A 25518-nucleotide genomic window follows, 5' to 3' on the forward strand; every position below is an offset into this window, starting at 1 on the left:
GGCATGAGCTTTCGCCACCAGGCCGTCGGCGCCTACCGCCGCTGGGAGCCGCCCAGCTTCGACGCCCATGAGCCGGAACCGGAGCCCGACTCTGAGCCCGAACCGCTTGAGCCGACGACCGCAGCCCCAAGCTCGCCCCCCGAACCGGAAGCGCCCGCCTTCAAGCTGCCGACCGCCGACGACATCGAGAAAATCCACGATGCCGCCCACAAGGACGGTTACGCCGCCGGCTACGAAGAAGGCACCGCCCGCGGCCGGATGGAGGCGCTGCAACTGCATACGCTGGTCGAAAACCTCGACACCGCGCTCAAGCAACTCGATCAGGACGTGGCCGAAGAGATTGTCGCCCTGGCCATCGAAATGACCGCCCAGATGGTCAAGCGCAGCATTGCCGCGCACCCGGAGAACATCGTCGACCTGGTCCGCGAGGCGCTGCAGCAACTGCCGCAGGTGCGCGCGACAATTCACCTTCATCCTGACGATGCCGCGCTGGTGCGCGACTACCTCGGCGAACAGATGAGTCATCACGAACACCGCATTTACGAAGACGAAACCTTCACCCGCGGCGGCTGCAACATCGTGGCCGAGGGCGCCATGGTCGACGCCTCCGTACAGACCCGCTGGCGGCGCATCATGGAAACCATGAACGCCGACGACACGCGCTGGGACCCGAAAGACTGATGGAACGCCACACCGAAACCTGGCGCCATGTGCTGGCCGACGGCAAGCGTCTGGCCGCCGCCAACAGTCCCTTCCAGCTCTCCGGCCGGCTCACCCGCATCAACGGACTGGTCATGGAAGCGGCCGGACTCAAGCTGCCACTCGGCTCGGGCTGCCGCATCGTGGTGCCCGGCGGCGGCTCGGTCGAAGCCGAGGTGGTCGGCTTCCACGGCGAGCGCATCTTCATGATGCCGACCGATGACATCTTCGGCCTCGCGCCCGGCGCGCAAGTGCTGCCCATGGAGCCGGTGCAGCCGCGCCTCGTCGCCGGCCAGCGCACTGTGCCACGCCGCCGCGCCTCCGACCGCGCCAAGCACCTGCCGATCGACGACTCCCTGCTCGGGCGCGTGGTCGATGGCGCCGGCCGCCCGCTCGACGGCCTCGGCCCCATCGACACCGAAGACACCCGCTCGCTCCAGAGCCGCCCGATCAACCCGCTGCAACGCGCGCCGATTGCCCAGTCGCTCGACGTCGGCATCCGCGCCATCAACGCCCTGCTCACCGTCGGCCGTGGTCAGCGGATGGGCCTGTTTGCCGGCTCCGGCGTGGGCAAGTCGGTGCTCATCGGCATGATGGCCCGCTACACCAAGGCCGATGTGATCGTGGTCGGACTGATCGGCGAACGGGGCCGCGAGGTGAAGGAATTCATCGAACAGAACCTCGGCGCCGAAGGCCGCGCCCGCTCGGTGGTGGTGGCCGCCCCCGCCGACACCAGCCCACTGATGCGCCTGCAAGGCGCCGCCTACGCCACCACCATCGCCGAGTACTTCCGCGACCAGGGCAAGCAAGTACTGCTGATCATGGACTCGCTCACCCGCTACGCCATGGCGCAGCGCGAAATCGCCCTCGCCATCGGCGAGCCGCCCGTCACCCGCGGCTATCCGCCTTCGGTGTTCGCCCGCCTGCCGGCGCTGGTTGAACGCGCCGGCAACGGCCCCGACGAAGGCGGCTCGATCACCGCCTTCTACACCGTGCTCACCGAAGGCGACGACCAGCAAGACCCGATTGCCGACGCGGCCCGCGCGATTCTCGACGGCCACATCGTGCTCTCGCGCACCCTGGCCGATCAGGGCCACTACCCGGCCATCGACATCGAGCAATCCATCAGCCGCGCCATGCACAATCTGGTCAAACCCGGCCACTTCGAGCATGTGCGCCGCTTCAAGCTGCTGTTCTCCCGCTACCAGCGATCACGCGACCTGATCGCCGTGGGCGCTTACCAGGCCGGTTCCGATCCGGTGCTCGATCAAGCCGTCGAGGCCTATCCCGCACTCGAAGCCTTCTTGCAACAAGGCATCGATGAACGCGAAGGATTCGACGCCGCCGTGGCAAACTTACACACACTCTTTGGCGACGAGGTGTGATACTCATCTTGTCGCCCCGGACGAAATCAGCCCCTAAAGATTTCGCCCCCCGAACCGTAAGCCCTGTTGCGGAAAGCGCACAGCGCAGACCGCGCATCGGAGAACGTGGATGAGCAAGACGTTTCCGTTGCAGCCCCTGCTGGACCTGGCCAACAACCGCATGGATGGCGCCGCACGCCGTCTGGGTGAGTTGATTGCCGGTGAAACCGAGGACTGTCGAAAGCTCGAACTGCTCGAAAACTACCGCGCCGAATACCAGCAGCGCTTCCAAGAAGCCTGCCGCGATGGAATCGGACCGGACGCATGGCGCAACTTCAGCCTGTTCATCAATAAACTGGATGAAGCCGTCAGTGCCCAACGCGCCGTTGTCGAACAGGCACGCAAGAGTACGGCCCATGGTCAGAAGGCATGGATGGATCAGCGCAACAAGGTGAAGGCCTTCGACACGCTGTCCCAACGCCATGTGGCCAAGGAAGCGCGCATCGAGTCTCGTCGCGAGCAACACGCCACCGACGAACACGCCAGCAAGCAGCACCGGGATCGCCACCAGGACAGCTGAGCCACTGGCACGGGGCTTGCAACAGATCGCCTGAACATTCCACTCAAGGAAGACGGCGATGCCTGAAATGGCGAATTCCTCCCTGTCGCAGTTGCTCAGTTCCGCCACGACGCGAAACGCGTCCGCACGCGAGCGCAACGCAGCCGATACCAGTACCCCCTCTTTCTCCAGCACGCTCGACCAGAAAATGAAAGCGCCTGAGCGCCCGGTAGAGCGAGCGGTTGACCGCAGCGCCGAGCGCAGCGCAGCGCAGCGCCCCACCACACCCGAACGCTCGCGCAGCCCGCACGCGCCGGCCCCGTCCGAGGCTCGCCAGAGTACGGCGCCCGCCAAGCCGAAAGACGCTGAGACCGCTGCAAGCACTGAGGCAGCGGCCAATACGCAAGCAACAACCGACACCACGGCTGTCGAAAACGCGACCAAGGCAACAACGGTCACCGACGCGCAAGCCATCGACGCCGAGGCCACAAGCATCAGCGGCGACCCGGCCAACGCCGTACCTGCGGCAGCGCTTGCCGCCACACCGGCAGCGCTTGCCGCCGTCACGGCAAGCCCCGCCGTCGCCGCCGATGCGCAAGCTGCCGTGGATGCCGACAGCACCGATCAACCCGTGCTGGCCCGCACCGCCCGCGGCGACACAACGAGCCAGAACGGCCAGGCGCACCACCCCAAAGCCGCCACAAGCACCGCCGAACCGAGCACCGGACTGACCGCCGCCACCGCCGAAGATGCACCAGGCGCGGGCCCCACTGCCCAAGCCCGCCCGGGCCGCTTCGCCGAGTTGCTGGCCGCCAACACCGCCCCGCGCGGCGACCGCGTGGGCGCGCTCACAGCCGAGTCACCCAGCATGCCGGGCAATATGGGCAGCTCTGCGCTGAACGCCGCCATGGGCGGTGTTCAAGTGCCCGCTGCCGACCGCCCGCAAGCCGCGCAGGCCGCACTACCCATTCATGTCGGCACGCCAGCCAGCGACGCCGCCTGGGGGGATGCCGTGGCCAACCGGGTGTTGTGGCTGGTTGGTCAGAACAACAGCAAAGCCGAGTTGATTCTCACGCCGCCCCACCTGGGCAAGCTGGAAATCTCGCTCACCGTCACCGGCGACACCACCACCGCTCAGTTCACAGCCGCCACGCCAGCGGCCCGCGAAGCGCTGGAACAAGCCATGCCGCGCCTGCGCGAGATGCTCGAACAGGCTGGCGTTACGCTGACCGACAGCAACGTCAACACGGCAAACCGGGACGCCAATGGCGAATCCGGGCACAGACAAGGTCACGCGGGCAATGCGCGCGGCACCGACGTCGCGCAGGAAAATTTGATGTCACGCAGCGGCCCCTGGCTGCAGCGCGGCGAAGGAATGATCGACACATTCGCTTAAGGGCGCGGAATAGCGGGCTTCTGCCACCGCTATTCGTGGCATTTGCGGCGCACTGTGTGATCGATAATGAACACGTCGTAACTGGAGATTGACGCATGTCGAAAGCACCCGCCACGCCCCCCGCGGAAGGCGAAGAGCCCCCCAAGAAAAGCAAGAAGCTGCTGATCATCATCCTCGTTGTGGTGTTGCTTCTGGTGATTGCTGGTGGTGCCGCTGCGTTTTTGCTGCTGGGCAAGAAGAAGGCAGACAGCGGCGACGAGGCACATGAACCCGACGCGCCGAAGATCACGGTCGACACCTCCAAACCACCGACCTTTGTCAATCTCGACCCCTTTACAGTCAACCTCGCACCTGCCGAGGGCAGCCATTATCTGCAGGTGGTGCTGGTGCTCAAGGTGGTGGATCAGACCATTGCCGATCAGCTCAAGGTGTACATGCCCGAAATTCGCCACGAGGTTAATTTGCTGCTGTCGAGCAAGCTGCCGTCAGAAATCGCCACCGTCGAAGGCCGCGAAACGCTGGCCGACGAAATCATGGTCCGAACCAATTATGTGCTCGGCTTCGATAAACCCCGCGACGACGACCGCCGCCGTGACAAGGGCCCCTGGGGTCCGGTCATGTCGGTACTGTTCAACTCGCTGATCGTGCAGTAAACCAAAAGGACAGCACAGGCCATGGCAGCCGATTTTCTCTCCCAGGACGAAGTCGACGCGCTCCTACGCGGCGTCACCGGGGAAGTGGAGGAAACCGAAGCCGACGAAGGCGACGGCAGCGGCGTTCGTGCCTACAACCTGGGCACGCAGGAGCGCATCGTGCGTGGGCGCATGCCCACCATGGAGCTCATCAACGAACGCTTCGCCCGCTACCTGCGCATCGGTCTGTTCAACTACATGCACCGCAACGCCGAGATCTCGGTCGGCACGATCAAGGTGCAAAAATACAGCGAGTTCGTGCGCAATCTGGTGGTGCCCACCAACCTCAACCTGGTCACCGCCAAGCCACTGCGCGGCACCGGCCTGGTCGTGTTCGACCCCAATCTCGTGTTTCTGGTGGTGGACAACATGTTCGGCGGCGACGGACGCTTTCATACCCGTGTTGAGGGGCGCGACTTCACCGCCACCGAGCAACGCATCATCATGGGCATGCTCGGTACAGTGTTCGCCGAATACGAGCGCGCCTGGGCACCGGTCTACAAGCTCAAGCTCGAATTCCTGCGCTCGGAGATGAACTCGCAGTTCGCCAACATCGCGACCCCCTCCGAGATCGTGGTGTCGACCGTGTTCTCGCTCGAACTGGGCGGCGCGCAGGCCGACATGCACATCTGCTTCCCCTACTCCATGCTTGAGCCGATCCGCGAAACGCTCTACTCGACCATGCAGAGCGATCACATCACGCAGGACAAACGCTGGATCGGCACCATGACCAAGCAGCTCAAGACAGCCGAGGTCAAACTCACCTGCAATCTTGGGCACGCCACCGTATCCCTGCGCGACATCGTCAACATGCGCGTGGGCGACGTGATCCCCCTCGACGTGGAAGAAACGATCCGGGCCTGCGTCGACAACGTGCCGGTACTGGAAGGCCACTACGGCGTCCACAACGGGCAATACGCCATCAAGGTCGAGCGGATGATTGCCGCCGACGACAACTCTGACACCTCGCCATCGGGAGCACGCAATGGCTGATACCGACACCGACGAAAACCAGGTCTCCGACGACGATTGGGCTTCCGCCATGGAAGAACAAGCCGACGCCGAAGCCAAGCCAGACACCGAAGCCACCGCCGACGGTGAAGACGACCCATGGGCCGCTGCCATGCAAGAACAAGCTGCGGCCGATCTGGCCGCTGCCGCCGCCGAAGGCGAATCCCCCTACCAGGCCAAACCGGCCAGCCAGGTCTTCCCCGACTTCGGCGCCGAGCGCAGTACCGGCGGGGGCAATAACGACCTCGACATGATTCTCGACATCCCCGTCCAGATCACTGTCGAGCTCGGCCGCACCAAGCTGTCGATCCGCAACCTGCTGCAACTCGCACACGGCTCGGTGGTTGAGCTCGACGGACTGGCCGGCGAGCCCATGGACGTGCTGGTCAACGGCACCCTCATCGCCCAGGGCGAAGTCGTGGTAGTGAACGAAAAATTCGGCATCCGTCTCACCGACATCATCACCCCGGCCGAGCGCATGCGAAAACTACGCCACTGAACACCGCCTCGCACACGCAACGGGCCGCCCCACTCGGGCGGCCCGTTGCGTGTGCGCACTATCAAACTGACTATGGCGCAATAACCAAAACGTCATACACCCTCGCTAGGATCACGCTCAGCCGGATTCAAACCGGCATCGACAAAATACCTAGCCAACAAGGAATAGCCATGGTCAAGCCCATCGCCCTCGCCGTATTTGCTGCGTTCTCGTGTTCCCAGGCCTTTGCCGCCGCCACCCAGTTCGACGACTTCAGCCCCATGGCCTCGTCCTACGGCACCCCGATTCCGGTCGGCGATGCCCTCGAAGCCACCCCCTTCAAGCTCGCCAACCCCAACTGGACCCAGCAAACCATCGCCGACCGCGCCACCCAGCTCAGCCTCGGCCACAGCAACACCGGCGTGTGGGACATGATCGACACCAATCACACCGGCCCCGACGCCGGCCGCTACCTGTTCATGCCCTTTGAACCGAGCAACTCCGGTGGCCCCAACACCGCCTCGGGCGCCCAGCGCATCGACCTGTGGGAAACCGACTACAACAAGCGCACCACCACCATCGTCGCCGTTGGCGAACAAAACTGGCAACGCGGCGACGCCTCGCGATGGGCCCCCTGGGGCGGCTGGATGACCGGCGAAGAAAACTACAACGGCAACACCGGTACCGGCCGTCTGTTCGAAGTCACCAACCCGGTCAGCGCCATCAAGGACACCGGCAACCTCGTCCAGCGCAACAGTGTCGTGCCGCTCATCTCGCACGAAGGCATGGTCTTCGACAACAACAAGAACTTCTACTTTGTCGATGAAAACAGCAGCGGCTCCATTTACAAGTACGTCTCCGCCAACCCCAACGCCACCTCTGGCAACGACTACTTCGCCGCAGGCCAGACCTTTGTCGCCAAAGCCGGCAACGGCACCACCGGCATCGTCTCCTGGGAAGCCATCACCGACGTCAACGGCGGTGACATCGCCGGCGTCACCACGCGTCTGAACACCAACGAAATCGACGGCCGCGCCTCCGCCGACAAAGCCGGCGGCACCGGCTACAACCGCCCCGAAGACATGGAAATCCTCACCCTGGACAACGGCAGCGAGCTGATGCTCTTCACCGCCACCGGCACCCACGAGGTCTACTCCATGAACCTCGCCACCAACGAAATGAAGCTCTTCGCCAGCCGCAGCACCCTCGACGCCGCCACCGGCACCGCTGTCGGCTCCGCCCTCGCCAGCCCCGACAACATGGCCATCGACGCCGCCGGCAATTTCTACATCATCGAAGACCAGCCGGGCGGCGTCGCCGACATCTGGATGGCCACCGACGCCGACAAGGATGGCGTGGCCGAGTCGCTGTCGCGCTGGGCCAGCATGGGCACCACCGGCGCCGAACCCACCGGCCTGTACTTCGACGCCTTCAACCCCAACGTCGCCTACGTTAACATCCAGCACCCCAGCAGCGGCATCGATCGCACCATCATGATCACCGCCGTCCCCGAACCGGAAACCTATGCCATGATGCTCGCCGGCCTCGGCCTGGTCGGCGCCTTTGCGCGTCGCCGCCGCGCCTGAGCAAGAACAGCGGCAACAAAAACGAACGCGCCCCTCGGGGCGCGTTTGTCGTTGAGGGGTGGCTATCGGCCATCTGCTGTCGCTCGGCCTGCGTCGATCGAGCGGCGGCACCGCGACGTAGTCCTGCCGGCCGGCGCTCACGCTCAACCAACGACCGGTCTCGCCATCCTCGAGCTCACACTTCCGACCCAAGCCTGCCGGGTGACATTTTCAAGCGCGACGGCACCAAGAACAGGAGTTTCAATGCACCTTCTGGAAGGAGTCCGTCCGATCTCGTCCGTGTCAATCGTGAATTTCGTACCCAAGATTCCTGATCGCCCCTCGAAACCCGCTCCGGAATGTCCGTTGCCCGTCTTGTGTCCTACCTCGCGATACGCTGATCGAACGCCTAGTCCGGTACGACTTGCGCTTACGCATCGATCGCGTCTGATCCACTGTCCTGCATCTCCCACAGCGGTGGACCGCGTGCCTGTATCAGACACGGCGGTGAAGTGGGCTCGCCCAGATGACCGAGAATCCCCCGGATCACCGCCCCCTCGGTGATGAAGGCGATGATCATCGGCGACTGCAACATCACGGCCCGCACGGTCTCGGTCATCGATCAGGCGCCGAAAGTGCTGCCTTCCCATGGCGACGCCAATCCCGTGTGCGGCCCACGACCCACACAGCGAGGGCCGGGCGCCAGGCTTGTGAACCTCCCTGCCAGCGCTATTCCGGCAATGGGATGAATTCGACCTCGTCACCGGCCACGACCGGAAAGCGACGTTCACGCCAGTCCCGCTTGGCCTGCTCGATGCGTTCCTTGCGACTGGAGACGAAGTTCCAGTCGATGAAGCGCTTGCCCATATGCTCGCCGCCAATGATCGCGATTCGGGACTCCTCAGCGGCTTCGACAATGACACCGGACACATTCGAGAGAATCGCCATCGCATGCTCGGGGATATCAATGTCCTGCGCCTTGAGCGCACCCTGCGCAACGTAGATCGCGCGCTCATCGGCATCCGGCAACAACAACTTCTGGCCCGGCTGCAGATGTGCTTCGACATACAGCGTGCTGGCGAACACCCGCACCGGCGAGGTCGCGCCGTAGGCTGTGCCCATCATCACGCGCACCGGTACACCGCCGACCTCCACCGCAGGAATGTCCGCCGACGGATAGTGATGGAAGGCCGGCTCGACTTCCTCGTCCGCCTCCGGCAGCGCCAGCCACAACTGCAGGCCGTGCAAGCGGTGCGGCACGCTGTTGACCTCCGGTTGCTCGCGCTCGGAATGGACGATGCCACGGCCGGCCACCATCAGGTTGATGTCGCCGGGCCTGATCGGCTGGAGGCTGCCGAGCGAATCACGGTGAAGAATCTCCCCTTCAAACAAATAGGTAACCGTTGCGAGGTTCACGTGGGGGTGCGGGCGCACGTTGATGCCTTCGCCGGCCGGGAAGTCCGCCGGACCCATATGATCGAAGAAGATCCATGGGCCGACCGTCTTGCGCTGCGCGGTCGGTAGCAAACGCCGGACCGAGAATCCGCCAAGGTCCTTCTCGCGCGGACGCAGCACGAGTTCGACGGCATCACGGCCCTTGGTTTCGGAACAGTCGGAATTCAGCTCTTTCGTCAGATTGCTCATCGCTGGGGTTCTCCTTGTTGTCAAAATCGGGCTGTAGCGTCAACGGTAAAGCCATTTCGCGACCAGCCGGGTATAACGCGGCATGATCAGGTAAACCATGAGATACACGATCACTGTCGCAACAAGCAGCTTTCCGAGCAGCATTGCTGGCACACCCTGCCATCCCCCAAGCAGCGGCGACAGCGCCCATGGCACGATCACCGTAAGCGGGAAAATCGCCGAAAGCGTGAACTGGAACTGCTTCCACCTATTTGGTGGTATCGCGGCCGGCGGCGCAAACCAGAAGTCCAGCCCGGTCTTGATCACGTAGCGGTCGCCTTTTTCCAGCGCATGCTCGATACGCTGAAGGAATTCTCTCCGAACCTCGGACTCGATCCAGGCCTTGAGCTGCTCGACACCGGCGAAACGGATGATCACCGTGTATGTCTCCTGACCGTCGACCGGGCGGATCACGTCGGTGGACAGGTAGCCAGGGAAGCGCTTGCAGGCCTCGCGTATCTCGAGCAGCCAGCGTTCATATTCGTCATAGGCATCGCGGCGCGGCTGGTGGACGATGATACCGGTCACCGTCTCGCCGGGCGGTGCGAACGTCGTCTCCGATGGCGAAGGGGTTGTCACGGCTGGCTCCCGGATAGATGGGATTTCGGACGCCACAGACCGGGCGCGCAGTCGTCTGCACCGGCGGAGCGCGGGGAAAGCAAGCACACGCCCAGCACCTTACGCTCTGCCCTTGACGGTAGCGTAGCTGGTCATCAGGTTCTTGTAGTCGGGAATGTGGTTCGCGAACAGCGTCCCCAGCCCCTCGACGTCGTTGCGCCAGTCGCGGTGCAGTTCGCACGCCAGGCCGAACCACGTCATCAACTGTACCCCGGCTGCCGTCATGCGATCCCACGCGGAGTTGCGGGCAAGCTCGTTGAAGGTGCCCGAGGCGTCGGTGACGACGAAGACGTCGAAGCCTTCCTCGATTGCGGCCAGCGCAGGGAAGGCCACACACACTTCAGTCACGACGCCGGCAATGATGAGCTGCTTCTTGCCAGTGGCCTTCACCGCCTTGACGAAGTCGTCGTTGTCCCAGGCGTTGATCTGACCGGGGCGCGCGATGTAAGGCGCATCCGGGAACAACGCCTTTAGCTCCGGCATCAGCGGGCCGTTCGGGCCGTCTTCGAAGCTGGTGGTGAGGATGGTCGGCAGGTCAAAGTACTTGGCCGCATCGGCCAGCGCCAGCACGTTGTTGTTGAAGCGGTCGGGATCGATATCGCGCACCAGCGACAGCAGGCCGGCCTGGTGATCGACCAGCAGCATGGCGGCGTTGTTCTTGTCGAGTTTCACGTAGGGCTGAGTCATGGTGTTCTCCTTGTTTGCTCTCTCGGGGTCGGGATGCCGCTTGCGCGGCAGGGTTTGCCCCCGGCCCGGAAGGGCCGGGAGTCGGTATCAACCGGCTGTCTCGGTGGTTTCCGCGCGCGGGATGCCGCCAAATCGGCCGCTGTTGAAGTCTTCGATAGCCTGTGCGATCTCGGCCTCGCTGTTCATGACGAACGGTCCGTAGCCGACGATGGACTCGTCGATCGGCTCTCCGGCGAGCAACAGAACGACAGCATCGTTGTTCGCCTCGATCGAGACGCTGACACCGGCCCGGTCGAGCACCACAAGCTGACCGTCGCGCGCCAGCGCGTGGCCGTTCACCAGCACCGTGCCGCGAAGCACAACGACCGCAGCTGTCCAACCGTCAGGCAAAGGCAGCTCCGCCACGCCGTCGCGCACCAGACGCAGGTCCCACACGTTCATTGGCGTAAAGGTCTTCGCCGGGCCGCGTTTGCCGTCGAGCTCACCGGCAATGATGCGTGCCGTACCGGCACCATCCGCCAGTTTCACGACCGGAATTCCGGCCGAGGTGATGGCCTGGTAGCCCGGCGGCGCGTACTTGTCGCGCGCCGGCAGATTCACCCATAGTTGAACCATCTCCAGTTCGCCGCCCGAACGCGCGAAACCGTCGCCGTGAAACTCTTCATGCAATATGCCGGCACCAGCCGTCATCCACTGCACGTCGCCCGGCCCGATCACACCACCCTGCCCGGTGGAATCGCGGTGCGACACTTCACCGGCGTAGACGATGGTCACCGTCTCGAAGCCACGGTGCGGATGCTGGCCGACACCGCGGCGGCGCTCGGTCGGATCGAACTGCGCCGGACCAGCATGATCGAGCAGCAGGAACGGGCTCAATGCCTTGCCATGGCTCTGGTAGCTGAACAGCGAGCGCACCGGAAACCCGTCGCCGACCCAATGGGTGCGCGGCGTGCTGTAAATGCCCTGGACTCGTTTCATGTTCGCCTCCTTGTCACGTTCGTATTGCGTAACGTCACTTTAGGCATGGAACGTGAAGAGGAGAAGACGGTAAAATTCGGCTTCAGCGTCCTACCAGCAGGACAATAGGCGGCAGCGCAGGGAGACTTGTATGAACGACCTGAACGATCTGTACTACTTCGCCCGCGTGGTCGAACATGGCGGCTTCGCCGCCGCCGGGCGCGCCACCGGGGTACCGAAGTCCAAGCTCAGCCGCCGCATCGCACTGATGGAAGAGCGTCTCGGTGCCCGGCTGTTGCACCGCTCGACCCGCCACTTCTCGGTCACCGAATTGGGCCAGACCTTCTACGAGCACTGCCGCGCCATGCTGGTCGAGGCTGATGCCGCGCTCGAGGCGGTCGAAGCCACCCGCGCCGAACCGGCCGGCACGGTGCGTATCAGCTGCCCGATCACGCTTCTTCACGTGCACGTCGGCACCATGCTCGCGGACTTTCTCGCTGCACATCCGCGCGTGTCGGTGCATCTGGACGCCACCAACCGCAAGATTTCGCCAGTCAGCGACGGCGTCGATCTGGCGATTCGCGTCCGCCCGCCACCACTACCCGACAGCGACCTCGTGCTGCGCGTGCTTGCCGACAGCGCCCAGTGCATCGTCGCAAGCCCCGCGCTCGTCGAGTCGATCGGCCGTCCTGTCGAACCGACCGATCTTGCTTCCTTTCCCAGCCTGTCGCTCGGCCCGCCGCAGGATGAACACCGCTGGACGCTAATCGGCCCGGACAGCACCGAGGTATCGCTGCACTACCGACCCCGCCTTGTCACGGGCGACATGGTCGCGCTACGCAGTGCAGCGCGCGCCGGTGTCGGCGTCGTTCAGCTTCCGACCTTGATGCTGCGCGACGATCTGAACACCGGCACCCTCGTTTCCCTCCTGCCCGATTGGTCCCCGCCACGCCAGATCATTCACGTCGTGTATCCGTCGCGCCGCTGCCTGCTGCCCGCCGTACGCTCGCTGATCGACTACCTCGCCGAGCGGTTCCAGGCACTGGAGAATGACGGATAGGAATTTCAATGCGAACTCGTCGTCCGGTACGGGTTGCGCTTGCGGATCGATGGACAGCACCTGGTTGCCGTGGGTTACGTCGCGAACGCGCAGGCAGACAAGATCGCACTCGCGCAGCTTGCTGTCGATGGCGAGGTTGACCATCGCCAGATCGCGCACGTGATGGGCGTTCGGAGGGTGAATGCAGATCGCCCAGATGTCCTTGGGCTTCAGCGGCGCCCTCTAACCCACCAACTTTCCCCTGCTTCAGGGTTCCCTATGCTCGTAGGACTCCATGCCAGACTCCTTGGCTGTTAATCGGAGTCTGATTGTTTACCAGACCGTCCGGCGACTTTACGGAAGGCAGATGAAATCGTGCTATCAGCCAGGGGCAATCGGACAGCCCGCCCAAGCAAAACGGCTGTAGTCCTTCAGCTTGCGGTCCTACGGCAATGGCCCCCTTTAGCCAACGGCCGATTGTTTGAGGCAAAATCCGGGACTCTTCGCGTCGAGAATACTCATGGAACTGCTGCGCCTGAGTCTCCTGTTTGCCGCTACTGCTGTTGCCGAAATCGTTGGCTGCTACCTGCCATGGCTGGTTCTGAAGCAAGGCAAGAGTCTGCTCCTGCTGTTTCCAGCCGCGCTTTCCCTAGCGCTGTTCGCCTGGCTGCTGACCCTGCATCCGACAGCGGCGGGTCGCACCTATGCCGCATACGGCGGAATGTATATCGCTGTCGCGTTGCTCTGGCTTCACTTCGTGGATGGTATAGCCCTGACGCGATGGGACATGCTCGGCGCAGGCCTCGCCCTGACCGGCATGGCGGTAATTGCTCTTCAACCCGCTGCTGCCTGATTCCAATTGGTACGTGAGAGGCAGACAACGGCCAGGAGCGGTCGTTCGGATGTAGGGCGCAATAACCGAAGGGCATTGCGCCGAACGTTGCACCAAGGCACCATGGGAGCGTTTTCCCAAGCTGTTTGAGATGTGCGAGGCGCGATGATGAGTTCACCTCACGGGCGCGTCGCGACCGTCATCCGGCGCAATGCCCTTCGGTTATTGCGCCCTACGCGGGCTCTCAAGGGACGGGTTTATGGCGCGCACAATGATGAGGCATTCAAGCAAATAATCTCAGAGAATGGTTGGACGCTGCTTTCCGACAAACGACTGGAAATAGCGCCTGGTGTTTACGAGAATCATTATCTTGACGCGAAAGGGAGGTCGGCGGTGAAAACGACCTATGATTCCAAGGTTTGGAGTGATGCCCAGATGCAAAGCATGTCGCGGCAGGCAGTGGTCAAGGTCGAAAGTGAAGCGAATCGGGGGCTGGGCTCACTACCAACTCATGGCAAACCTGTTCAGGTCGAACTCAATGGTGTCCCATTTGTCGTGACCAGCGACAAAGGCAAGCTCTACGCGTTCCCGGGTAAGCAATAGTGGCTCTCTTCCCCACTGACGTAACTGCGAATGTCGAAAGCTCTCCTGAATATTGGGCTCTAGCAACTTGCCTCGCACATATGCACGTCCACTTCCGTTCGGGAAGAATCCGTGATGCCGTAGGCCACCTGCTAGGTGGCGACGGTCTGGCGGTTGGAGATCCCTATCCATGCGATCTCTTTCGAGTGTCTAGCCGCGATCATGACGAAATCGCCGAGCTCATGGCACCGGCATCGATCGGCCCTACGAAATTCGTCGTGCCCAGCGAGATCGCAAACGCCGACTTTATCGCCATCTGCGACCCGGACGATTTCGGGGAGCACTATTGGCACACCTACTCCGAAGAAGAGTTCCGCCGCATCATTGAACACACGCTCAGCGTATGGGCCGCGCAGGAGCCCGAGAAGCACAAAGAGTATGCCGAGGCGCTGGCGGAGCATGGTATGCAACTGGTGCCAGTCACCTTGACGTATCCCCCGAACGCCCGCCCCTTGGGAAAACGTCGCAAGCCGAGCTTCTGGCAACGACTCTTTGGACACAGGTAAGGCCGAGCGGCAAGACACTTGAGTCCCTCTGTGTCGCATCTCTCAACCTCAATCAGCGCCAAAGGCGGCCTTGGGTCGAAACCGGAAACCCACACCGGCACTGACCTGCCCCGTGCCTCACAACATCACCCGACCTCGGCATGATTTCCTTGCAGTCGCGGCGTCTCTCGCGTATCAAAGCAGGTGTTCCAACCCTTTTCAGCGACACCCCACGGAGTTCCCTTGGCTACCAGCATCCCCGACACCCGAAAGCAACAAATCGACGACGTTCTTCTCAAGCTGCCGGGCGTGAAGGCGAAAAAAATTGGCGGGCTTGACGCCTATCTTGTGTCCGACAAGATGTTCGCCTGCATTAGCGGCAACGGCGTCGGTATACGCGTGTCGGCGGCCATGGCGATCGAGCTGCAGTTTTCGCGGGGCGACGTCGTGCCCTTTCAACCCGGTGGCATGCCGAGTTCGAAAGAGTGGGTGCAGATCGACCACGCTGACGCGGCGGATTACGCGCTTGATGTTGAGGTGTTTCAGGCGTCGCTGGCGTTCGTGAAAGGCACGCGAGGCTAGTCCGCGTCGCTCAAAACTTGCGTGCCGGGGTGCGCCCCGGCACCGTCGTTTGATCAGGCACAGCCCCCGGACGACGCACTGCGTCCCCCGAGACACGATGAAGTCAATGCTGTGCCCCGGCCCGCCGGTTCAAACGCTGAACGGTGCGACACCGATTCTCGACTTCGATCAATCCGCGGTGGCTCGCGCTCCGGTATTGTCTGCACCACGATTTCTCCGGAACCTTGCCGTGAACCCGATTCTCGATTTCTACCGCAGCGATGTGCGCACCGGCATCAAGATTGTGCTGACCAGCCTCATCCTCGGCACACTGACCGCAGTGCCCCTGTGGCTGTTCACTCAGTTTGGCTCGACCGATGTCACGCCCACCGGGCTGGCGCTGACCGCCATGTTCGGCACCATTGCCGGTGCCTTTGGTGCCGCCGTCGGGGTTGTGTGGTGGATCATCGAGGTCATTGTCCGGCGGCGCTGATCAGTCCAGCAAGAAGACCTCTCGAAACGCTTTTTCGCCCTCGGCGCTGAACACCACCACCCGCGAATCTTTCTGTCGGTGGGCCCACCCGGCGGCATACATCCGCTGCAGCAAGGCGGCGCCCACGCCACCGGCGAGATGGTGCCGCCGCTCCCCCCAGTCCAGACACATGCGGCACACCGGACGGCGACTCGAACCCGGCACGGAAACATCCACACCAATGGCCTCGAACGCGGCGCGACCGGCGCCGGTCAGACTCAACTCGCCAACCCGGGCGGCAAACCAACCCCGCATCAGCATGGCTTCGAAGGCGGCCACGGCCAGTTCGCCGGCGAGGTGGTCGTAGCACACGCGCGCCTTGCGCAGCGCCGGCTCGCGCGGACTCGAGCGCAGGCGCACGGCGCCGGTGCGAAATGCCACGCCCATTAGAGATTCCAGCAAGTGCGCGACGTCACGCCCGGCGAGGCGAAAGTAACGATGCCGGCCTTGTGCATCCACCTCGATCAGCCCGGCATCAAGCAACTTGGCGAGGTGACCGCTGATGGTTTGCTTGGTCACCCCGGCAATACCCGCCAGCTCGGTGGCGGTGAGCGCGCGATCGGCCATCAGCGCGGTAAGGATGTCGGCGCGGGCGTTGTCGCCGATCAGCGCGGCGACGCGGGCGATGTGGGGGCCGTCTTTCATGGTTCGATCCTAGCCGAACCATGCAGCCACTTCAATTCGCTATTGTGGTTCCGTCATTCACGCCGGAGCCCCGACCATGGTCACCTGTTTCATCCGCTATCAGATCGACCCCTTCCAGCGTGAGGCCTTCAAGACCTACGCGGAAAACTGGGGCCGCATCATCCCGCGCTGCGGCGGGCATCTGCTTGGCTATTTTCTGCCGCACGAGGGAACCAACGACATCGCCTGGGGGTTGATCGGCTTCGACAACCTGGCGGCCTACGAACGCTACCGTGCGCGGCTACGCGACGATGCCGAAGGCCGCGCCAACTTTGCCTTCGCGCAGGACGCGCGCTTCATCCTCCGCGAGGAACGCAGCTTTGTCGACACCGTAGGCGGCACCTTCTGCCAAGTGCCGCAGATGAGGACTTGACCATGCTTGCCGTGATCTTTGAAGTCGAACCCGCCCCCGGCCAGCGCGACGCCTACCTCGACACCGCCGCGGCGCTGCGTCCGCTGCTTGAAACCATCGACGGGTTCATCTCGATCAAACGCTTCGAAAGCCTGACCCAGCCCGGCAGGCTGCTGTCGCTGTCCTTCTGGCGCGACGAAGCCGCCATACAGTGCTGGCGCACTCTCGAAACACATCGCGCGGCGCAGGTCGCGGGTAGGCAGCAAGTGTTTGCCGACTACCGGCTGCGGGTCGCCGAGGTGGTGCGCGACTATGGCATGCGCGCCCGTGCCGAAGCGCCCGCCGACTCACGCGCGCATCACGACGGCAGGGCCGCCACCGGGCGCTGATCACCCCGCCCGGCGGCGGGTATCATGAAACCTCCGCCCATCGCCGAGCGTACCGATTGAAGCCTGACACCCAAGCCGACGCGCCTGCCGCCCTGCGCGCCCAAGCCCTGAGCGTTGGCGCGCTATCGGCCATCGATTTCACCATCGAGCCGGGGTGCATCCTCGCCCTGTCCGGCCCGTCCGGTTCGGGCAAAAGCCGACTGCTGCGCGCGCTGGCCGATCTCGACCCGCATGATGGGAGCGTCGCGCTGGGCGAGCTCACGCAAACCGGGGTCACAGGCCACCGTTGGCGGCAAACGGTGATGATGGTGCCGGCCGACAGCCAGTGGTGGGCCGACACGGTGGGCGAACACTTCCCCGCCGGCGCGCCCAACGACCTGGACACACTCGGCTTTGGCCCGGAAGTGATGGACTGGCAGGTGAGCCGGCTGTCATCCGGCGAAAAGCAGCGCCTCGCCCTGCTGCGTGCCGTTGCACACCAGCCGCGCGCGCTCTTGCTGGACGAACCCACCGCCAACCTCGACCCCGACACCACCGCCATCGTCGAAGCCTGGCTCACCGGGCTGGCCCGGCACCACCGCTGGCCGGTGCTTTGGGTGGCGCACGACCCGGCCCAGATCCAACGCGTGGCCAACGCGCATCTGCGCATTGCCGGCAAGCAACTGGAAGCGGTGCCATGCAGCTGATCGACCTCGCATGGTGGCAACTTGCTCTCGCGGCCGGACTGGTGCTGGCGCTGGCCGTGTGCACCCAGCTCGCCCGGCTGGACATCGGCAAGACCATGCTCGTCGCGGCGGTTCGCACCGTGGTGCAACTGAGCCTGATCGGCCTGGTGCTCGAAGCGCTGTTCTCGGTCGCCGCCCTGCCCTGGATTACGCTGATGGCGGTGGTGATGCTGCTGATGGCCGGCCGCGAAGTCACCGCCCGGCAAAAGCGTCGGCTCACCGGCGGCTGGGCCTTCGGCATTGGTACGCTGTCGATGTTCATCTCGGCCTTCAGCGTCACCGTGCTCACGCTGGTCGCCATCATCGGCCCCGAACCCTGGTATGCACCGCAATACGCCATTCCGCTGCTCGGCATGATGCTCGGCAACACCATGACCGGCATCGCCGTCGGCCTCGACCGGCTCACCGACGCGGTGTGGCGCCAGCGCGCGCTGATTGAAAACCGGCTGATGCTCGGCCATCGCTGGCAAGAGGCCATTGGCGAGGCGCGTCGCGACGCCATGCGCAGCGGCATGATCCCGATCATCAACGGCATGGCCGCCGCCGGCATCGTCAGCCTGCCAGGCATGATGACAGGCCAGATCCTGGCCGGCGCCGCACCCACGCTGGCGGTGAAATACCAGATCCTGATCATGTTCACGATCACCGTCGGCACCGGCTTCGGCACACTCGCCGCCGTCCTCGCCGCCAGTCGGCGCCTGTTCGATGAGCGCGAGCGGCTGCGGCTGGACCGGCTGTCGGCACCGCCCAAATAGCACACCGACCGGCGGGGTTTCCCCCGTCGGCCGGTCACGACGTCACTTGCCGTGGTGCATCGTCTTGCTGGCCGTCGCGGGCGGCGGCTGGCTGGGGTCGAAGCCCTTGAAGGCCGGGTTTTCATGCAGGCCGTGGGGTTTCTTCATCGACTCGATCCAGTAGAAGTCCGGGTCGAACTGCTTGTCCTTCCACATGTAGTAGTCCGGCTTTTCGATATCCTCGTACTCGACCACCAGCATCGAACCAGTGTGGTCCTTGCCGGCATTGCTGGTGTGATGCTCGATATGGTCGTGCGTCATCCAGATGCCCGGATTGTTCATCTTCACGATCAGGTCGTAGCGCTCGCCCGGCATCATCGGCAGCACATCCACGGCATACGGGGTCTCCAGCGGCAAGCCGTCCTTGTGAGTCACCAGCGCGTCGTGGCCATGCAGGTGGAAAGCCGTCGGCGAGGTCGGCGCAAACAGGCGCAATCGCAACACGTCGCCCTTCTTGACACGGATCGGCTGGGTGTCGGGGAAGGACTTGCCGTTGATCGAGAAGTAGTCACTCACCTCCCTTGGGTGGCCGCCCTTGCCGTATTCCTGCGCCACCTCGGAGTTCCAGCCCGAGAACATCAGCACCGCGTCCTTGGTCACGGTCTTCTCGAGCGCGGTCGGCGCTTTGGGATCGACGATCAGCGGCCCCCACATGCCGCGCAGGGCAACATGCTCGGCCACGTTCACATGGCAGTGATACCAAAGGCTGCCGGGCTTGTCGGCGATGAAGCGGTAGGTGTAGCTGTCGCCCGGCTCGATGGCCTCCTGCGTCACGTTGGGTACGCCATCGGACTGCCAGCTGTTGGTCTGGTACACGCCATGCCAGTGGATGGTGTGGCTGAGGGTGGTGTTGTTGTGCAGCAGCACCTCGACCTCATCGCCCTCCTTCACATGGATCAGCGGACCGGGAACCTGGCCGTTATAGGCCCACACCTTCACCGCCAGATTCGGCGCGACCTGCAGGTCGACCTCTTCGATGGTCATTTCGAATTTGCGCAGTTCGGCCTGCGCGCTGGCGCTCAGGCCAAGCGCCAGGCACAGCGCCAGCAGGGTTTGTTTCTTCGTCATGGTGGTACTCCATTGCATTGAGAACAGGCCGGACAGGCCACCGAAGGCGGCCGTCCGGTTTCGACGAGGGGCACGCCCTCATCGGCTCAGTTTTTCTGACAGCACAGCTCGCGCAGGTGGCCGACCAGTGCGTGGATCTCGTCATCGTTCAGGTTGTCGCCCCAGGGCGGCATCAGCACCGATTTGTTGATCGACTTGCCGCCGTGCTCGATCACCTTGAACAATTCCTCGTCGGTGCGTGCGGACATCTCCTTGGTATCGGTGTGGTCGCGCGGCTGGACTGCCATCTGGGCAGCGTTGATGCCTTTGCCGTCGCCCGCCACCCCGTGGCACTGCGTGCAGTAGATCGAGTACAGCTGCTTGCCCGAGCCGGCCTCGGCCAGCGCGGTGGTACTGACTAGCGACAGGGTCGCTGCGAGTAGCAGGGTCTTCATGGCTGTTTCTCCCCGATGAGCTTGAGATAGTTGGCCAGCTTGTGCACCGCGGCCGCGTTGGCGTCGCCCACCGGCATCATGGTGTGCGGGTCCCAGGCCGCGGGCTGGGTGATATAGGCACTGATGAACGCCGGCTGCAGGCGCTGCCAGGCGGTATACAGCTCTGGCCCAGACACGCCGCCCTTGTCGGGGGCATCCTGATGGCAACCGTCACAGCCCTTGAACTTGCCGAAGTTCATCTGCCCCATGCGCTGAGCGATGCTGCCGGGCTGGTAGGTTTCGGCCGCGATCAGTGCGTCGAAGGGCGTCAGCGTCATCAGGTAGTCGGCCACCTTGCCCGCCTGCGCGGCATCGAGCGCCGGGTGCTTGGCCAGCGTGGCGGTATCGACCACATCGCCGTCGGCCGAGGGTTTGGCATGTGCCGGCGGGAAAACACCGGCCGGGCGCAGGCGCACCGGATTCTGCAGCCAGCTGTACAGCCATTCACGCCGGAACTTGTTACCGGCAAAATCAAGCGGCGGGGCCTTGCGTTCAGCCCTTTCGTGTTTGGCTGCCTTGGCGTAGTCGTGATCGAGCGCATGGCAGCTACCGCACTGCTGTTTCACGTCAGCGGCAGTGTCGGCGTGCACAGCCAAGGGCACGCCGACCGCCAGCACCGCGGCAATGCCGAGAGTCAGTCGTAGTTTCACGGGAATTCCTTTCGTCATGGTCTGGTCGATCCGCGGCTCAACGCAGGATCAACTGATCGCCCCGCCCTTTGTCGGGGTTGGCGTCCTTGCTGTTCATCAGCACCGTGATACCGCCCTTGAGCGCGTGCTTCATGCTGTGGTCGACCAGGGCGTTGTTGGTCGGGCGGTCAGCCGGACTGATCAGGTCGACCACCACCGCATGCGCCGGCGGCACCGACATGGTCTGCATGCCATGCAACACGTTCTGCGGGTTGCCGTTGTCCCACACCCGATCCCAGATGCCGGCGATCGGGTGAAAGGCAGCCCACTCGTTGATCATGGCGTTCACAAAGTAGATACGCACACGCTCGCCGGGCTTGGACTCAAGCGCGATGCTGGCGTTGGCGTCATGCACCGGGTCGTAGTGGAAGACCTTGCCGTTGACCAGCACGCCCTTCCATTTCTCGCCCGCCGTGCGTTCCTCGGCCGAGGCGCCGGTCTCGTACAGATCGCCGTGCACCAGCACGTATTCACGGTCCGGCTTGGGGTACTTGTCGCTGTAGCCAGCCTTCGGATCGACGATCACCACGCCGTACATGCCGCGCGAGATGTGCTCGGACATCGAATCGGCGCCACAGTGGTAGATCCACACGCCGGGGTACTCAGCCTTGAACGAAAACTGCTTCTTCTGCCCCGGTTTGATCGCCTCGAAGTCGGCCAGCACATCAAGACGGCCGGCATGGAAATCCATCGAGTGACTGTTCTTGTTGCCGGCTTCGTTAAGCAAGGTGAAGTCGACCTCATCGCCTTCCGTGACCCGCACCAGCGGACCGGGAATGGTGCCGCCGAATGTCCACATCGGGGCCGTGTTGCCGGCGTTGTCGATCGCCAGATCGAGTTCGCGTACCGGGATCTCCACCTTGTGGGTAGCTGCCAGAACATTGGCGCTTGCCAGGGCCGCGGTCAGCAGCACCATGGCAGTCAGGGGACGTTGTCTCATATCGGTTCTCCAGAGGTTGTGGCTCAAATGCCACTTGACCTATATCAATATTCGGACCAGAATAATTTCTCCTTATATTTCATGAAGTTATTATTCAATGCCGTCAGAATGACAGCACAACGAAAGTTGTATTAATGACAACATCGATATCTAAATGACAACGCACGCAACTTTCCTCAACCTGGCTGGCGCCGTGGCCGACCTGTCCAAGGCCATGCCCCGGGAGCAACGCTATGCGCGCCTGCTAGAAGCCTTCTTCAACAGCTTTCCGTGCGATGCCATCGCCCTGCTCGAACGCGACGGCGATCAGCTGGTGCCGCGCGCCGTGCACGGGCTCAGCCCCGACACCATGGGCCGGCGTTTCGTCATTCGCGACCAGCCGCGACTGGCGCAAATCGTGCACAGCGCCGAGCCGGTGCGCTTTCCGGCCGACTCCGCCCTGCCTGACCCCTACGACGGTCTGGTCGACAAGGCGGGCGACCACCTCTACGTCCATGACTGCATGGGCGCCTCGCTGTACATCGACGGCCAGCCCTGGGGCGTGGTCACCCTCGACGCGATGACGCCGGGCAGCTTCGATGCCATCGACGCAGACGTCTTCCGCGCCTTCGTGGCCGTGGCCGCCGCCACCGTGCGGGCGGCCGACTGGATCGTGCGTCTTGAGGAGCAGCTCGAGCGCCATCACCGCATCCAGCGCGCCGAGCCTCACGACGGCACGGTCGACGAACTGATCGGCCAGAGCGTGATCATCGACCAGCTCAAGCGTGAAGCGCAGACCGTTGCGCCATCCGATCTGCCAACCCTGATCCTGGGAGAGACCGGCGTCGGCAAAGAGCTGGTGGCACGAATGATCCACCGCCACTCGACCCGGGGAAAGGAGCCGATGGTCTATCTCAACTGTGCCGCGCTGCCAGAAACAATCGCCGAGAGCGAACTCTTCGGCCACCAGCGCGGCGCCTTCTCCGGCGCCACCGACGACCGGATCGGCAAGTTCGAACTGGCGCACGAAGGCACGCTCTTTCTCGACGAGGTCGGCGAGTTGCCGCTGACAGTGCAGGCCAAGCTGCTGAGGGCGCTGCAAAATGGCGAGATCCAGCGCATCGGCAGCGACCGGCACCATCGCGTCGACGTGCGCGTGATCGCCGCCACCAACCGCGATCTGAAAAGCGAAGTGGCCGCCGGGCGTTTCCGCGCCGACCTCTACCATCGCCTCAGCGTCTATCCCCTATTGGTGCCGCCGCTACGCGAACGCGGCGATGACGTGTTGCTGCTGGCCGGCTACTTCATCGAACGCAACCAACGCCGCCTTGGGCTGCACGGCGTACGACTGAGCCGTCGGGCCCGCCAGTGGCTGACCCACTATGACTGGCCTGGCAACGTACGTGAGCTTGAACACACCCTGTCGCGCGCCATGATTCGCGCGCTCAGCGCCGCACCATCGCGCGAGCGGGTGATCGAACTGGGCATCCAGCACCTTGGCACCGAGGCCCTGCCGATGCCCGAAGAAGTCGTCGCCGCCACCGAGACCACAGACCCGACGCCCCGGCCGCTGGACGAAGTCATCGACCACTGCCGGCGCAAGATCATCCTGACCCGCCTCAAGCACCATGACGGCAACAAGGCCGCTGCGGCCCGCTCGCTCGGCATCGACCGCGGCAACTTCCACCGCCTGCTGCGCAAACTGAATCTATCCTGAGCGCCACCCGCTGCCGCCCAGACGCTTGTCATCTATAGTGAGCATTCATATCCGCGGAGAGATCGACATGCGAACGGTTTTGATCCCCAGGCTCGGCGCCCTGCTCGGCGCCGCCCTGCTGGCCGGCTGCGCCAGCGCGCCCAGCTTCACCTACACCCGCCCCGACCAACCCGAAGCCGCCTCCGGCTACACCGCCAAGCCGGGCTGGACGCATCAGCACTTTGCCGTCGCGGCCGCCAACCCGCTGGCCACCGACGCCGGCTTTCAGATTCTCAAGGCGGGCGGCTCGGCCATTGACGCGGCCATTGCCGTCCAGATGGTACTGGCGCTGGTCGAACCGCAATCGAGCGGCATCGGCGGCGGGGCCTTCCTGATGTATTTCAATGGCCAGGATGTGGCCGCCTACGACGGCCGGGAGACCGCCCCCGCCGCCGCCACCGAGGCACTTTTTCTGGGCAAGGACGGCAAGCCGATGGCCTTCGACGAGGCCAAGGTGGGCGGCCGTTCGGTCGGCACCCCGGGCACGGTGGCCATGCTCGAGATGGCGCACGCCGAGCACGGCAAGCTGCCCTGGGCCACGCTGTTCGCGCCGGCCATCCAGCTCGCGGAACAAGGCTTCAAGGTGAGTCCGCGTTTGAACACCATGCTCGGCAAGGACAAATTCATCGCCAGGGACCCCGCCGCGCGGGCCTACTTTTTTGATGCTGAAGGCAGGCCGTGGCCAGTGGGCCATGTGCTGAAAAACCCCGAACTCGCCGCCGTGCTGCGAACCATCGCGCAACGCGGTGCGACCGGCCTGCTCGAAGGCGAGGTCGCGCGCGCCATCGTCGACAAGGTCGGCGCGCACCCGACCAATCCGGGGCTGCTCACCCTGTCCGACCTGGCCAACTACAAGGCCAAACGTCGCGACCCGATGTGCCACGACCACCGCGGCCTCGGCACCGACTACCGTATCTGCGGCTTCCCGCCGCCGAGCTCGGGCGCCATCGCCGTTGGGCAGATTCTGGGCATTCTTGGCCACACGGAGACCCGCACGACTTCGCTCGAAACCGGCGCCACCGAACCCCCCGCAGACATGGCGTCGGCCGAGTGGCTGCATCGCTATGTCGAGGCCTCGCGGCTGACCTTTGCGGACCGCGCGCAATACCTCGCCGACCCCGACTTCGTGGCCGCACCGGGCGGCAGTTGGGCCTCGCTGCTCGACCCGGCCTACCTCGCGGAACGCAGTCGCCTGATCGGCCAGATGGCGATGCCGGACGCCCCGGCCGGCACGCCCGGCCCCATGAAAACCAGCTATGCGCCCATGCCGGATCAACCCGAATACGGCACCAGCCACATCAGCATCGTCGACGCCAACGGGCACGCGGTGGCCATGACCACCACCATTGAAGACGCATTTGGCGCGCGGCAGATGGTCAAAGGCTTTCTGCTCAACAACGAACTGACGGACTTCAGCTTCGCGCCCCGAGCCGCCGGCGGCAGCCCGATCGCCAACCGGGTCGAGCCCGGCAAACGCCCGCGCTCGTCGATGGCGCCGACGTTGGTATTCGACAAGACCACCGGAAAACTCGTGATGAGCGGCGGCAGCCCGGGCGGCGCACTGATCATCCACTACACCGCAAAAACCCTCTACGGCACGCTCAACCGGGGGCTCACGCCGCAGCAGGCCATCGATCTGCCCAACTTTGCCTCGGTGGGCGGCAAGGTGCCGGTGCTACTCGAAGCCGGGCGCTTTGACGCAAGGACCATCGACGGGCTCAAGGCCCGAGGCCATCAGGTCAAGGAGATGGACATGACGAGCGGCCTGCAGGCCATTCGGGTGGAAGGCGACGGCAGCAAGCAGCGCCTGCTCGGCGGCGCCGATCCGCGGCGCGAAGGCGTGGTGATGGGCGAATGACCGGCGTTGAA

The 25518-nt window shown here is 64.0% G+C and carries 30 protein-coding genes; 20 read left to right on the plus strand and 10 right to left on the minus strand.

Going from position 1 to position 25518, the window contains the following annotated elements; genetic code table 11:
* Positions 1 to 3: 3 nt before the first annotated feature.
* The 8 genes from FHP91_RS10225 (at position 4) to FHP91_RS21455 (ending at position 7785) form a co-directional block, all read left to right on the plus strand.
* The gene (locus FHP91_RS10225) at positions 4 to 681 is read left to right on the plus strand and encodes a flagellar assembly protein FliH (protein ID WP_144309498.1); all 678 of its coding nucleotides are present in this window, start codon (positions 4 to 6) and stop codon (positions 679 to 681) included.
* A complete protein-coding gene (gene fliI / locus FHP91_RS10230) occupies positions 681 to 2084 on the plus strand; it encodes a flagellar protein export ATPase FliI (RefSeq protein ID WP_144309499.1) in 1404 nt (467 codons plus the stop codon). The genes FHP91_RS10225 and fliI overlap by 1 nt, the downstream gene beginning before the upstream one ends.
* 109 nt (positions 2085 to 2193) lie before the next feature.
* Complete coding sequence (gene fliJ, locus FHP91_RS10235; RefSeq protein WP_144309500.1) at positions 2194 to 2643, plus strand: flagellar export protein FliJ; 450 nt, start codon at positions 2194 to 2196, stop codon at positions 2641 to 2643.
* 67 nt (positions 2644 to 2710) lie between these two features.
* Positions 2711 to 4018, plus strand: coding sequence for a flagellar hook-length control protein FliK (locus FHP91_RS10240; protein ID WP_144309501.1), 1308 nt, complete (start codon positions 2711 to 2713; stop codon positions 4016 to 4018).
* Between the two features lie 95 nt (positions 4019 to 4113).
* Positions 4114 to 4671: a flagellar basal body-associated FliL family protein gene (locus tag FHP91_RS10245; protein ID WP_144309502.1), complete on the plus strand. Its 558-nt coding sequence runs from the start codon at positions 4114 to 4116 to the stop codon at positions 4669 to 4671.
* 21 nt (positions 4672 to 4692) lie between these two features.
* Entirely contained in the window at positions 4693 to 5703 is a 1011-nt protein-coding gene (gene fliM / locus FHP91_RS10250; RefSeq protein ID WP_144309503.1) for a flagellar motor switch protein FliM, read from the plus strand.
* Complete coding sequence (gene fliN / locus FHP91_RS10255; RefSeq protein ID WP_144309504.1) at positions 5696 to 6220, plus strand: flagellar motor switch protein FliN; 525 nt, start codon at positions 5696 to 5698, stop codon at positions 6218 to 6220. Before fliM ends, fliN begins: the two co-directional genes overlap by 8 nt.
* A 170-nt stretch (positions 6221 to 6390) precedes the next feature.
* A complete protein-coding gene (locus FHP91_RS21455) occupies positions 6391 to 7785 on the plus strand; it encodes an alkaline phosphatase PhoX (RefSeq protein WP_144309505.1) in 1395 nt (464 codons plus the stop codon).
* 409 nt (positions 7786 to 8194) lie between these two features.
* On the opposite strand, the gene FHP91_RS10265 is transcribed toward FHP91_RS21455, so the two are convergent.
* The 5 genes from FHP91_RS10265 to FHP91_RS10285 all read right to left on the minus strand — a co-directional run bounded on the left by FHP91_RS10265 (position 8195) and on the right by FHP91_RS10285 (position 11730).
* On the minus strand, positions 8195 to 8383 hold the full coding sequence (locus FHP91_RS10265; RefSeq protein ID WP_144309506.1) for a hypothetical protein: 189 nt from the start codon (positions 8381 to 8383) through the stop codon (positions 8195 to 8197).
* A gap of 110 nt (positions 8384 to 8493) precedes the next feature.
* Positions 8494 to 9408: a pirin family protein gene (locus tag FHP91_RS10270; RefSeq protein ID WP_144309507.1), complete on the minus strand. Its 915-nt coding sequence runs from the start codon at positions 9406 to 9408 to the stop codon at positions 8494 to 8496.
* Between the two features lie 39 nt (positions 9409 to 9447).
* Complete coding sequence (locus FHP91_RS10275; RefSeq protein ID WP_144309508.1) at positions 9448 to 10026, minus strand: antibiotic biosynthesis monooxygenase; 579 nt, start codon at positions 10024 to 10026, stop codon at positions 9448 to 9450.
* 99 nt (positions 10027 to 10125) lie between these two features.
* On the minus strand, positions 10126 to 10752 hold the full coding sequence (ycaC, locus tag FHP91_RS10280) for an isochorismate family cysteine hydrolase YcaC (RefSeq protein WP_144309509.1): 627 nt from the start codon (positions 10750 to 10752) through the stop codon (positions 10126 to 10128).
* Between the two features lie 87 nt (positions 10753 to 10839).
* Positions 10840 to 11730 (minus strand): pirin family protein, encoded by an 891-nt coding sequence (locus FHP91_RS10285; RefSeq protein ID WP_144309510.1) that lies wholly within the window; start codon positions 11728 to 11730, stop codon positions 10840 to 10842.
* Positions 11731 to 11860: 130 nt separating this feature from the next.
* Here FHP91_RS10285 and FHP91_RS10290 point away from each other — a divergent pair, with 130 nt between their 5' ends.
* From FHP91_RS10290 to FHP91_RS10320, 6 genes are all read left to right on the plus strand, one after another.
* Positions 11861 to 12769, plus strand: a complete 909-nt coding sequence (locus tag FHP91_RS10290) for a LysR family transcriptional regulator (protein ID WP_144309511.1) — start codon at positions 11861 to 11863, stop codon at positions 12767 to 12769.
* Positions 12770 to 13268: 499 nt separating this feature from the next.
* A complete protein-coding gene (locus FHP91_RS10300) occupies positions 13269 to 13601 on the plus strand; it encodes a YnfA family protein (RefSeq protein WP_144309512.1) in 333 nt (110 codons plus the stop codon).
* A gap of 147 nt (positions 13602 to 13748) precedes the next feature.
* Positions 13749 to 14183, plus strand: coding sequence for a hypothetical protein (locus FHP91_RS10305; protein ID WP_144309513.1), 435 nt, complete (start codon positions 13749 to 13751; stop codon positions 14181 to 14183).
* A 185-nt stretch (positions 14184 to 14368) separates the two neighbouring features.
* On the plus strand, positions 14369 to 14728 hold the full coding sequence (locus FHP91_RS10310) for a hypothetical protein (protein WP_186301506.1): 360 nt from the start codon (positions 14369 to 14371) through the stop codon (positions 14726 to 14728).
* Between the two features lie 183 nt (positions 14729 to 14911).
* A complete protein-coding gene (locus FHP91_RS10315; RefSeq protein ID WP_246116273.1) occupies positions 14912 to 15289 on the plus strand; it encodes a hypothetical protein in 378 nt (125 codons plus the stop codon).
* A 229-nt stretch (positions 15290 to 15518) separates the two neighbouring features.
* Positions 15519 to 15761, plus strand: coding sequence for a hypothetical protein (locus tag FHP91_RS10320; protein WP_144309515.1), 243 nt, complete (start codon positions 15519 to 15521; stop codon positions 15759 to 15761).
* Here the strand turns inward: FHP91_RS10320 and FHP91_RS10325 are convergent, their stop codons facing one another.
* Positions 15762 to 16445, minus strand: coding sequence for an ArsR/SmtB family transcription factor (locus tag FHP91_RS10325; RefSeq protein WP_144309516.1), 684 nt, complete (start codon positions 16443 to 16445; stop codon positions 15762 to 15764).
* Between the two features lie 76 nt (positions 16446 to 16521).
* On the opposite strand from FHP91_RS10325, the gene FHP91_RS10330 reads away from it, so the two are divergent.
* From FHP91_RS10330 to FHP91_RS10345, 4 genes are read left to right on the plus strand one after another with little or no spacing between them, the layout of a single operon-like run.
* Positions 16522 to 16857, plus strand: coding sequence for an NIPSNAP family protein (locus FHP91_RS10330; RefSeq protein WP_144309517.1), 336 nt, complete (start codon positions 16522 to 16524; stop codon positions 16855 to 16857).
* Between the two features lie 2 nt (positions 16858 to 16859).
* Entirely contained in the window at positions 16860 to 17225 is a 366-nt protein-coding gene (locus FHP91_RS10335; RefSeq protein WP_144309518.1) for an antibiotic biosynthesis monooxygenase family protein, read from the plus strand.
* A 56-nt stretch (positions 17226 to 17281) separates the two neighbouring features.
* Positions 17282 to 17911 (plus strand): ABC transporter ATP-binding protein, encoded by a 630-nt coding sequence (locus tag FHP91_RS10340; RefSeq protein ID WP_222105163.1) that lies wholly within the window; start codon positions 17282 to 17284, stop codon positions 17909 to 17911.
* Complete coding sequence (locus FHP91_RS10345) at positions 17902 to 18705, plus strand: ABC transporter permease (RefSeq protein WP_144309519.1); 804 nt, start codon at positions 17902 to 17904, stop codon at positions 18703 to 18705. The genes FHP91_RS10340 and FHP91_RS10345 overlap by 10 nt, the downstream gene beginning before the upstream one ends.
* A 42-nt stretch (positions 18706 to 18747) precedes the next feature.
* On the opposite strand, the gene FHP91_RS10350 is transcribed toward FHP91_RS10345, so the two are convergent.
* The 4 genes from FHP91_RS10350 to FHP91_RS10365 all read right to left on the minus strand — a co-directional run bounded on the left by FHP91_RS10350 (position 18748) and on the right by FHP91_RS10365 (position 21914).
* Complete coding sequence (locus FHP91_RS10350; protein ID WP_222105164.1) at positions 18748 to 19812, minus strand: multicopper oxidase domain-containing protein; 1065 nt, start codon at positions 19810 to 19812, stop codon at positions 18748 to 18750.
* A gap of 86 nt (positions 19813 to 19898) precedes the next feature.
* Entirely contained in the window at positions 19899 to 20246 is a 348-nt protein-coding gene (locus FHP91_RS10355; protein WP_144309521.1) for a c-type cytochrome, read from the minus strand.
* Entirely contained in the window at positions 20243 to 20935 is a 693-nt protein-coding gene (locus tag FHP91_RS10360) for a c-type cytochrome (protein ID WP_186301507.1), read from the minus strand. Before FHP91_RS10360 ends, FHP91_RS10355 begins: the two co-directional genes overlap by 4 nt.
* A 37-nt stretch (positions 20936 to 20972) precedes the next feature.
* Complete coding sequence (locus tag FHP91_RS10365) at positions 20973 to 21914, minus strand: multicopper oxidase domain-containing protein (protein ID WP_144309523.1); 942 nt, start codon at positions 21912 to 21914, stop codon at positions 20973 to 20975.
* A gap of 154 nt (positions 21915 to 22068) precedes the next feature.
* On the opposite strand from FHP91_RS10365, the gene norR reads away from it, so the two are divergent.
* Positions 22069 to 23610 carry a nitric oxide reductase transcriptional regulator NorR gene (gene norR, locus FHP91_RS10370; protein ID WP_144309524.1) on the plus strand — a complete coding sequence of 514 codons (1542 nt, stop codon included), beginning with the start codon at positions 22069 to 22071 and terminating at the stop codon, positions 23608 to 23610.
* 67 nt (positions 23611 to 23677) lie between these two features.
* Positions 23678 to 25507: a gamma-glutamyltransferase family protein gene (locus tag FHP91_RS10375; protein WP_144309525.1), complete on the plus strand. Its 1830-nt coding sequence runs from the start codon at positions 23678 to 23680 to the stop codon at positions 25505 to 25507.
* Positions 25508 to 25518 lie beyond the last annotated feature (11 nt).

This window comes from Denitromonas halophila (genome assembly GCF_007625155.1).
Taxonomy (GTDB): Bacteria; Pseudomonadota; Gammaproteobacteria; order Burkholderiales; family Rhodocyclaceae; genus Nitrogeniibacter; species Nitrogeniibacter halophilus.

Coding starts and splice junctions, on each gene's coding strand:
- FHP91_RS10225 (WP_144309498.1), top strand. CDS start 4: ATGAGCTTTCGCCACCAGGCCGTCGGCGCCTACCGCCGCTGGGAGCCG.
- fliI (WP_144309499.1), top strand. CDS start 681: ATGGAACGCCACACCGAAACCTGGCGCCATGTGCTGGCCGACGGCAAG.
- fliJ (WP_144309500.1), top strand. CDS start 2,194: ATGAGCAAGACGTTTCCGTTGCAGCCCCTGCTGGACCTGGCCAACAAC.
- FHP91_RS10240 (WP_144309501.1), top strand. CDS start 2,711: ATGGCGAATTCCTCCCTGTCGCAGTTGCTCAGTTCCGCCACGACGCGA.
- FHP91_RS10245 (WP_144309502.1), top strand. CDS start 4,114: ATGTCGAAAGCACCCGCCACGCCCCCCGCGGAAGGCGAAGAGCCCCCC.
- fliM (WP_144309503.1), top strand. CDS start 4,693: ATGGCAGCCGATTTTCTCTCCCAGGACGAAGTCGACGCGCTCCTACGC.
- fliN (WP_144309504.1), top strand. CDS start 5,696: ATGGCTGATACCGACACCGACGAAAACCAGGTCTCCGACGACGATTGG.
- FHP91_RS21455 (WP_144309505.1), top strand. CDS start 6,391: ATGGTCAAGCCCATCGCCCTCGCCGTATTTGCTGCGTTCTCGTGTTCC.
- FHP91_RS10265 (WP_144309506.1), bottom strand. CDS start 8,383: ATGACCGAGACCGTGCGGGCCGTGATGTTGCAGTCGCCGATGATCATC.
- FHP91_RS10270 (WP_144309507.1), bottom strand. CDS start 9,408: ATGAGCAATCTGACGAAAGAGCTGAATTCCGACTGTTCCGAAACCAAG.
- ycaC (WP_144309509.1), bottom strand. CDS start 10,752: ATGACTCAGCCCTACGTGAAACTCGACAAGAACAACGCCGCCATGCTG.
- FHP91_RS10285 (WP_144309510.1), bottom strand. CDS start 11,730: ATGAAACGAGTCCAGGGCATTTACAGCACGCCGCGCACCCATTGGGTC.
- FHP91_RS10290 (WP_144309511.1), top strand. CDS start 11,861: ATGAACGACCTGAACGATCTGTACTACTTCGCCCGCGTGGTCGAACAT.
- FHP91_RS10300 (WP_144309512.1), top strand. CDS start 13,269: ATGGAACTGCTGCGCCTGAGTCTCCTGTTTGCCGCTACTGCTGTTGCC.
- FHP91_RS10305 (WP_144309513.1), top strand. CDS start 13,749: ATGAGTTCACCTCACGGGCGCGTCGCGACCGTCATCCGGCGCAATGCC.
- FHP91_RS10325 (WP_144309516.1), bottom strand. CDS start 16,445: ATGAAAGACGGCCCCCACATCGCCCGCGTCGCCGCGCTGATCGGCGAC.
- FHP91_RS10330 (WP_144309517.1), top strand. CDS start 16,522: ATGGTCACCTGTTTCATCCGCTATCAGATCGACCCCTTCCAGCGTGAG.
- FHP91_RS10335 (WP_144309518.1), top strand. CDS start 16,860: ATGCTTGCCGTGATCTTTGAAGTCGAACCCGCCCCCGGCCAGCGCGAC.
- FHP91_RS10345 (WP_144309519.1), top strand. CDS start 17,902: ATGCAGCTGATCGACCTCGCATGGTGGCAACTTGCTCTCGCGGCCGGA.
- FHP91_RS10350 (WP_222105164.1), bottom strand. CDS start 19,812: ATGACGAAGAAACAAACCCTGCTGGCGCTGTGCCTGGCGCTTGGCCTG.
- FHP91_RS10355 (WP_144309521.1), bottom strand. CDS start 20,246: ATGAAGACCCTGCTACTCGCAGCGACCCTGTCGCTAGTCAGTACCACC.
- FHP91_RS10365 (WP_144309523.1), bottom strand. CDS start 21,914: ATGAGACAACGTCCCCTGACTGCCATGGTGCTGCTGACCGCGGCCCTG.
- norR (WP_144309524.1), top strand. CDS start 22,069: ATGACAACGCACGCAACTTTCCTCAACCTGGCTGGCGCCGTGGCCGAC.
- FHP91_RS10375 (WP_144309525.1), top strand. CDS start 23,678: ATGCGAACGGTTTTGATCCCCAGGCTCGGCGCCCTGCTCGGCGCCGCC.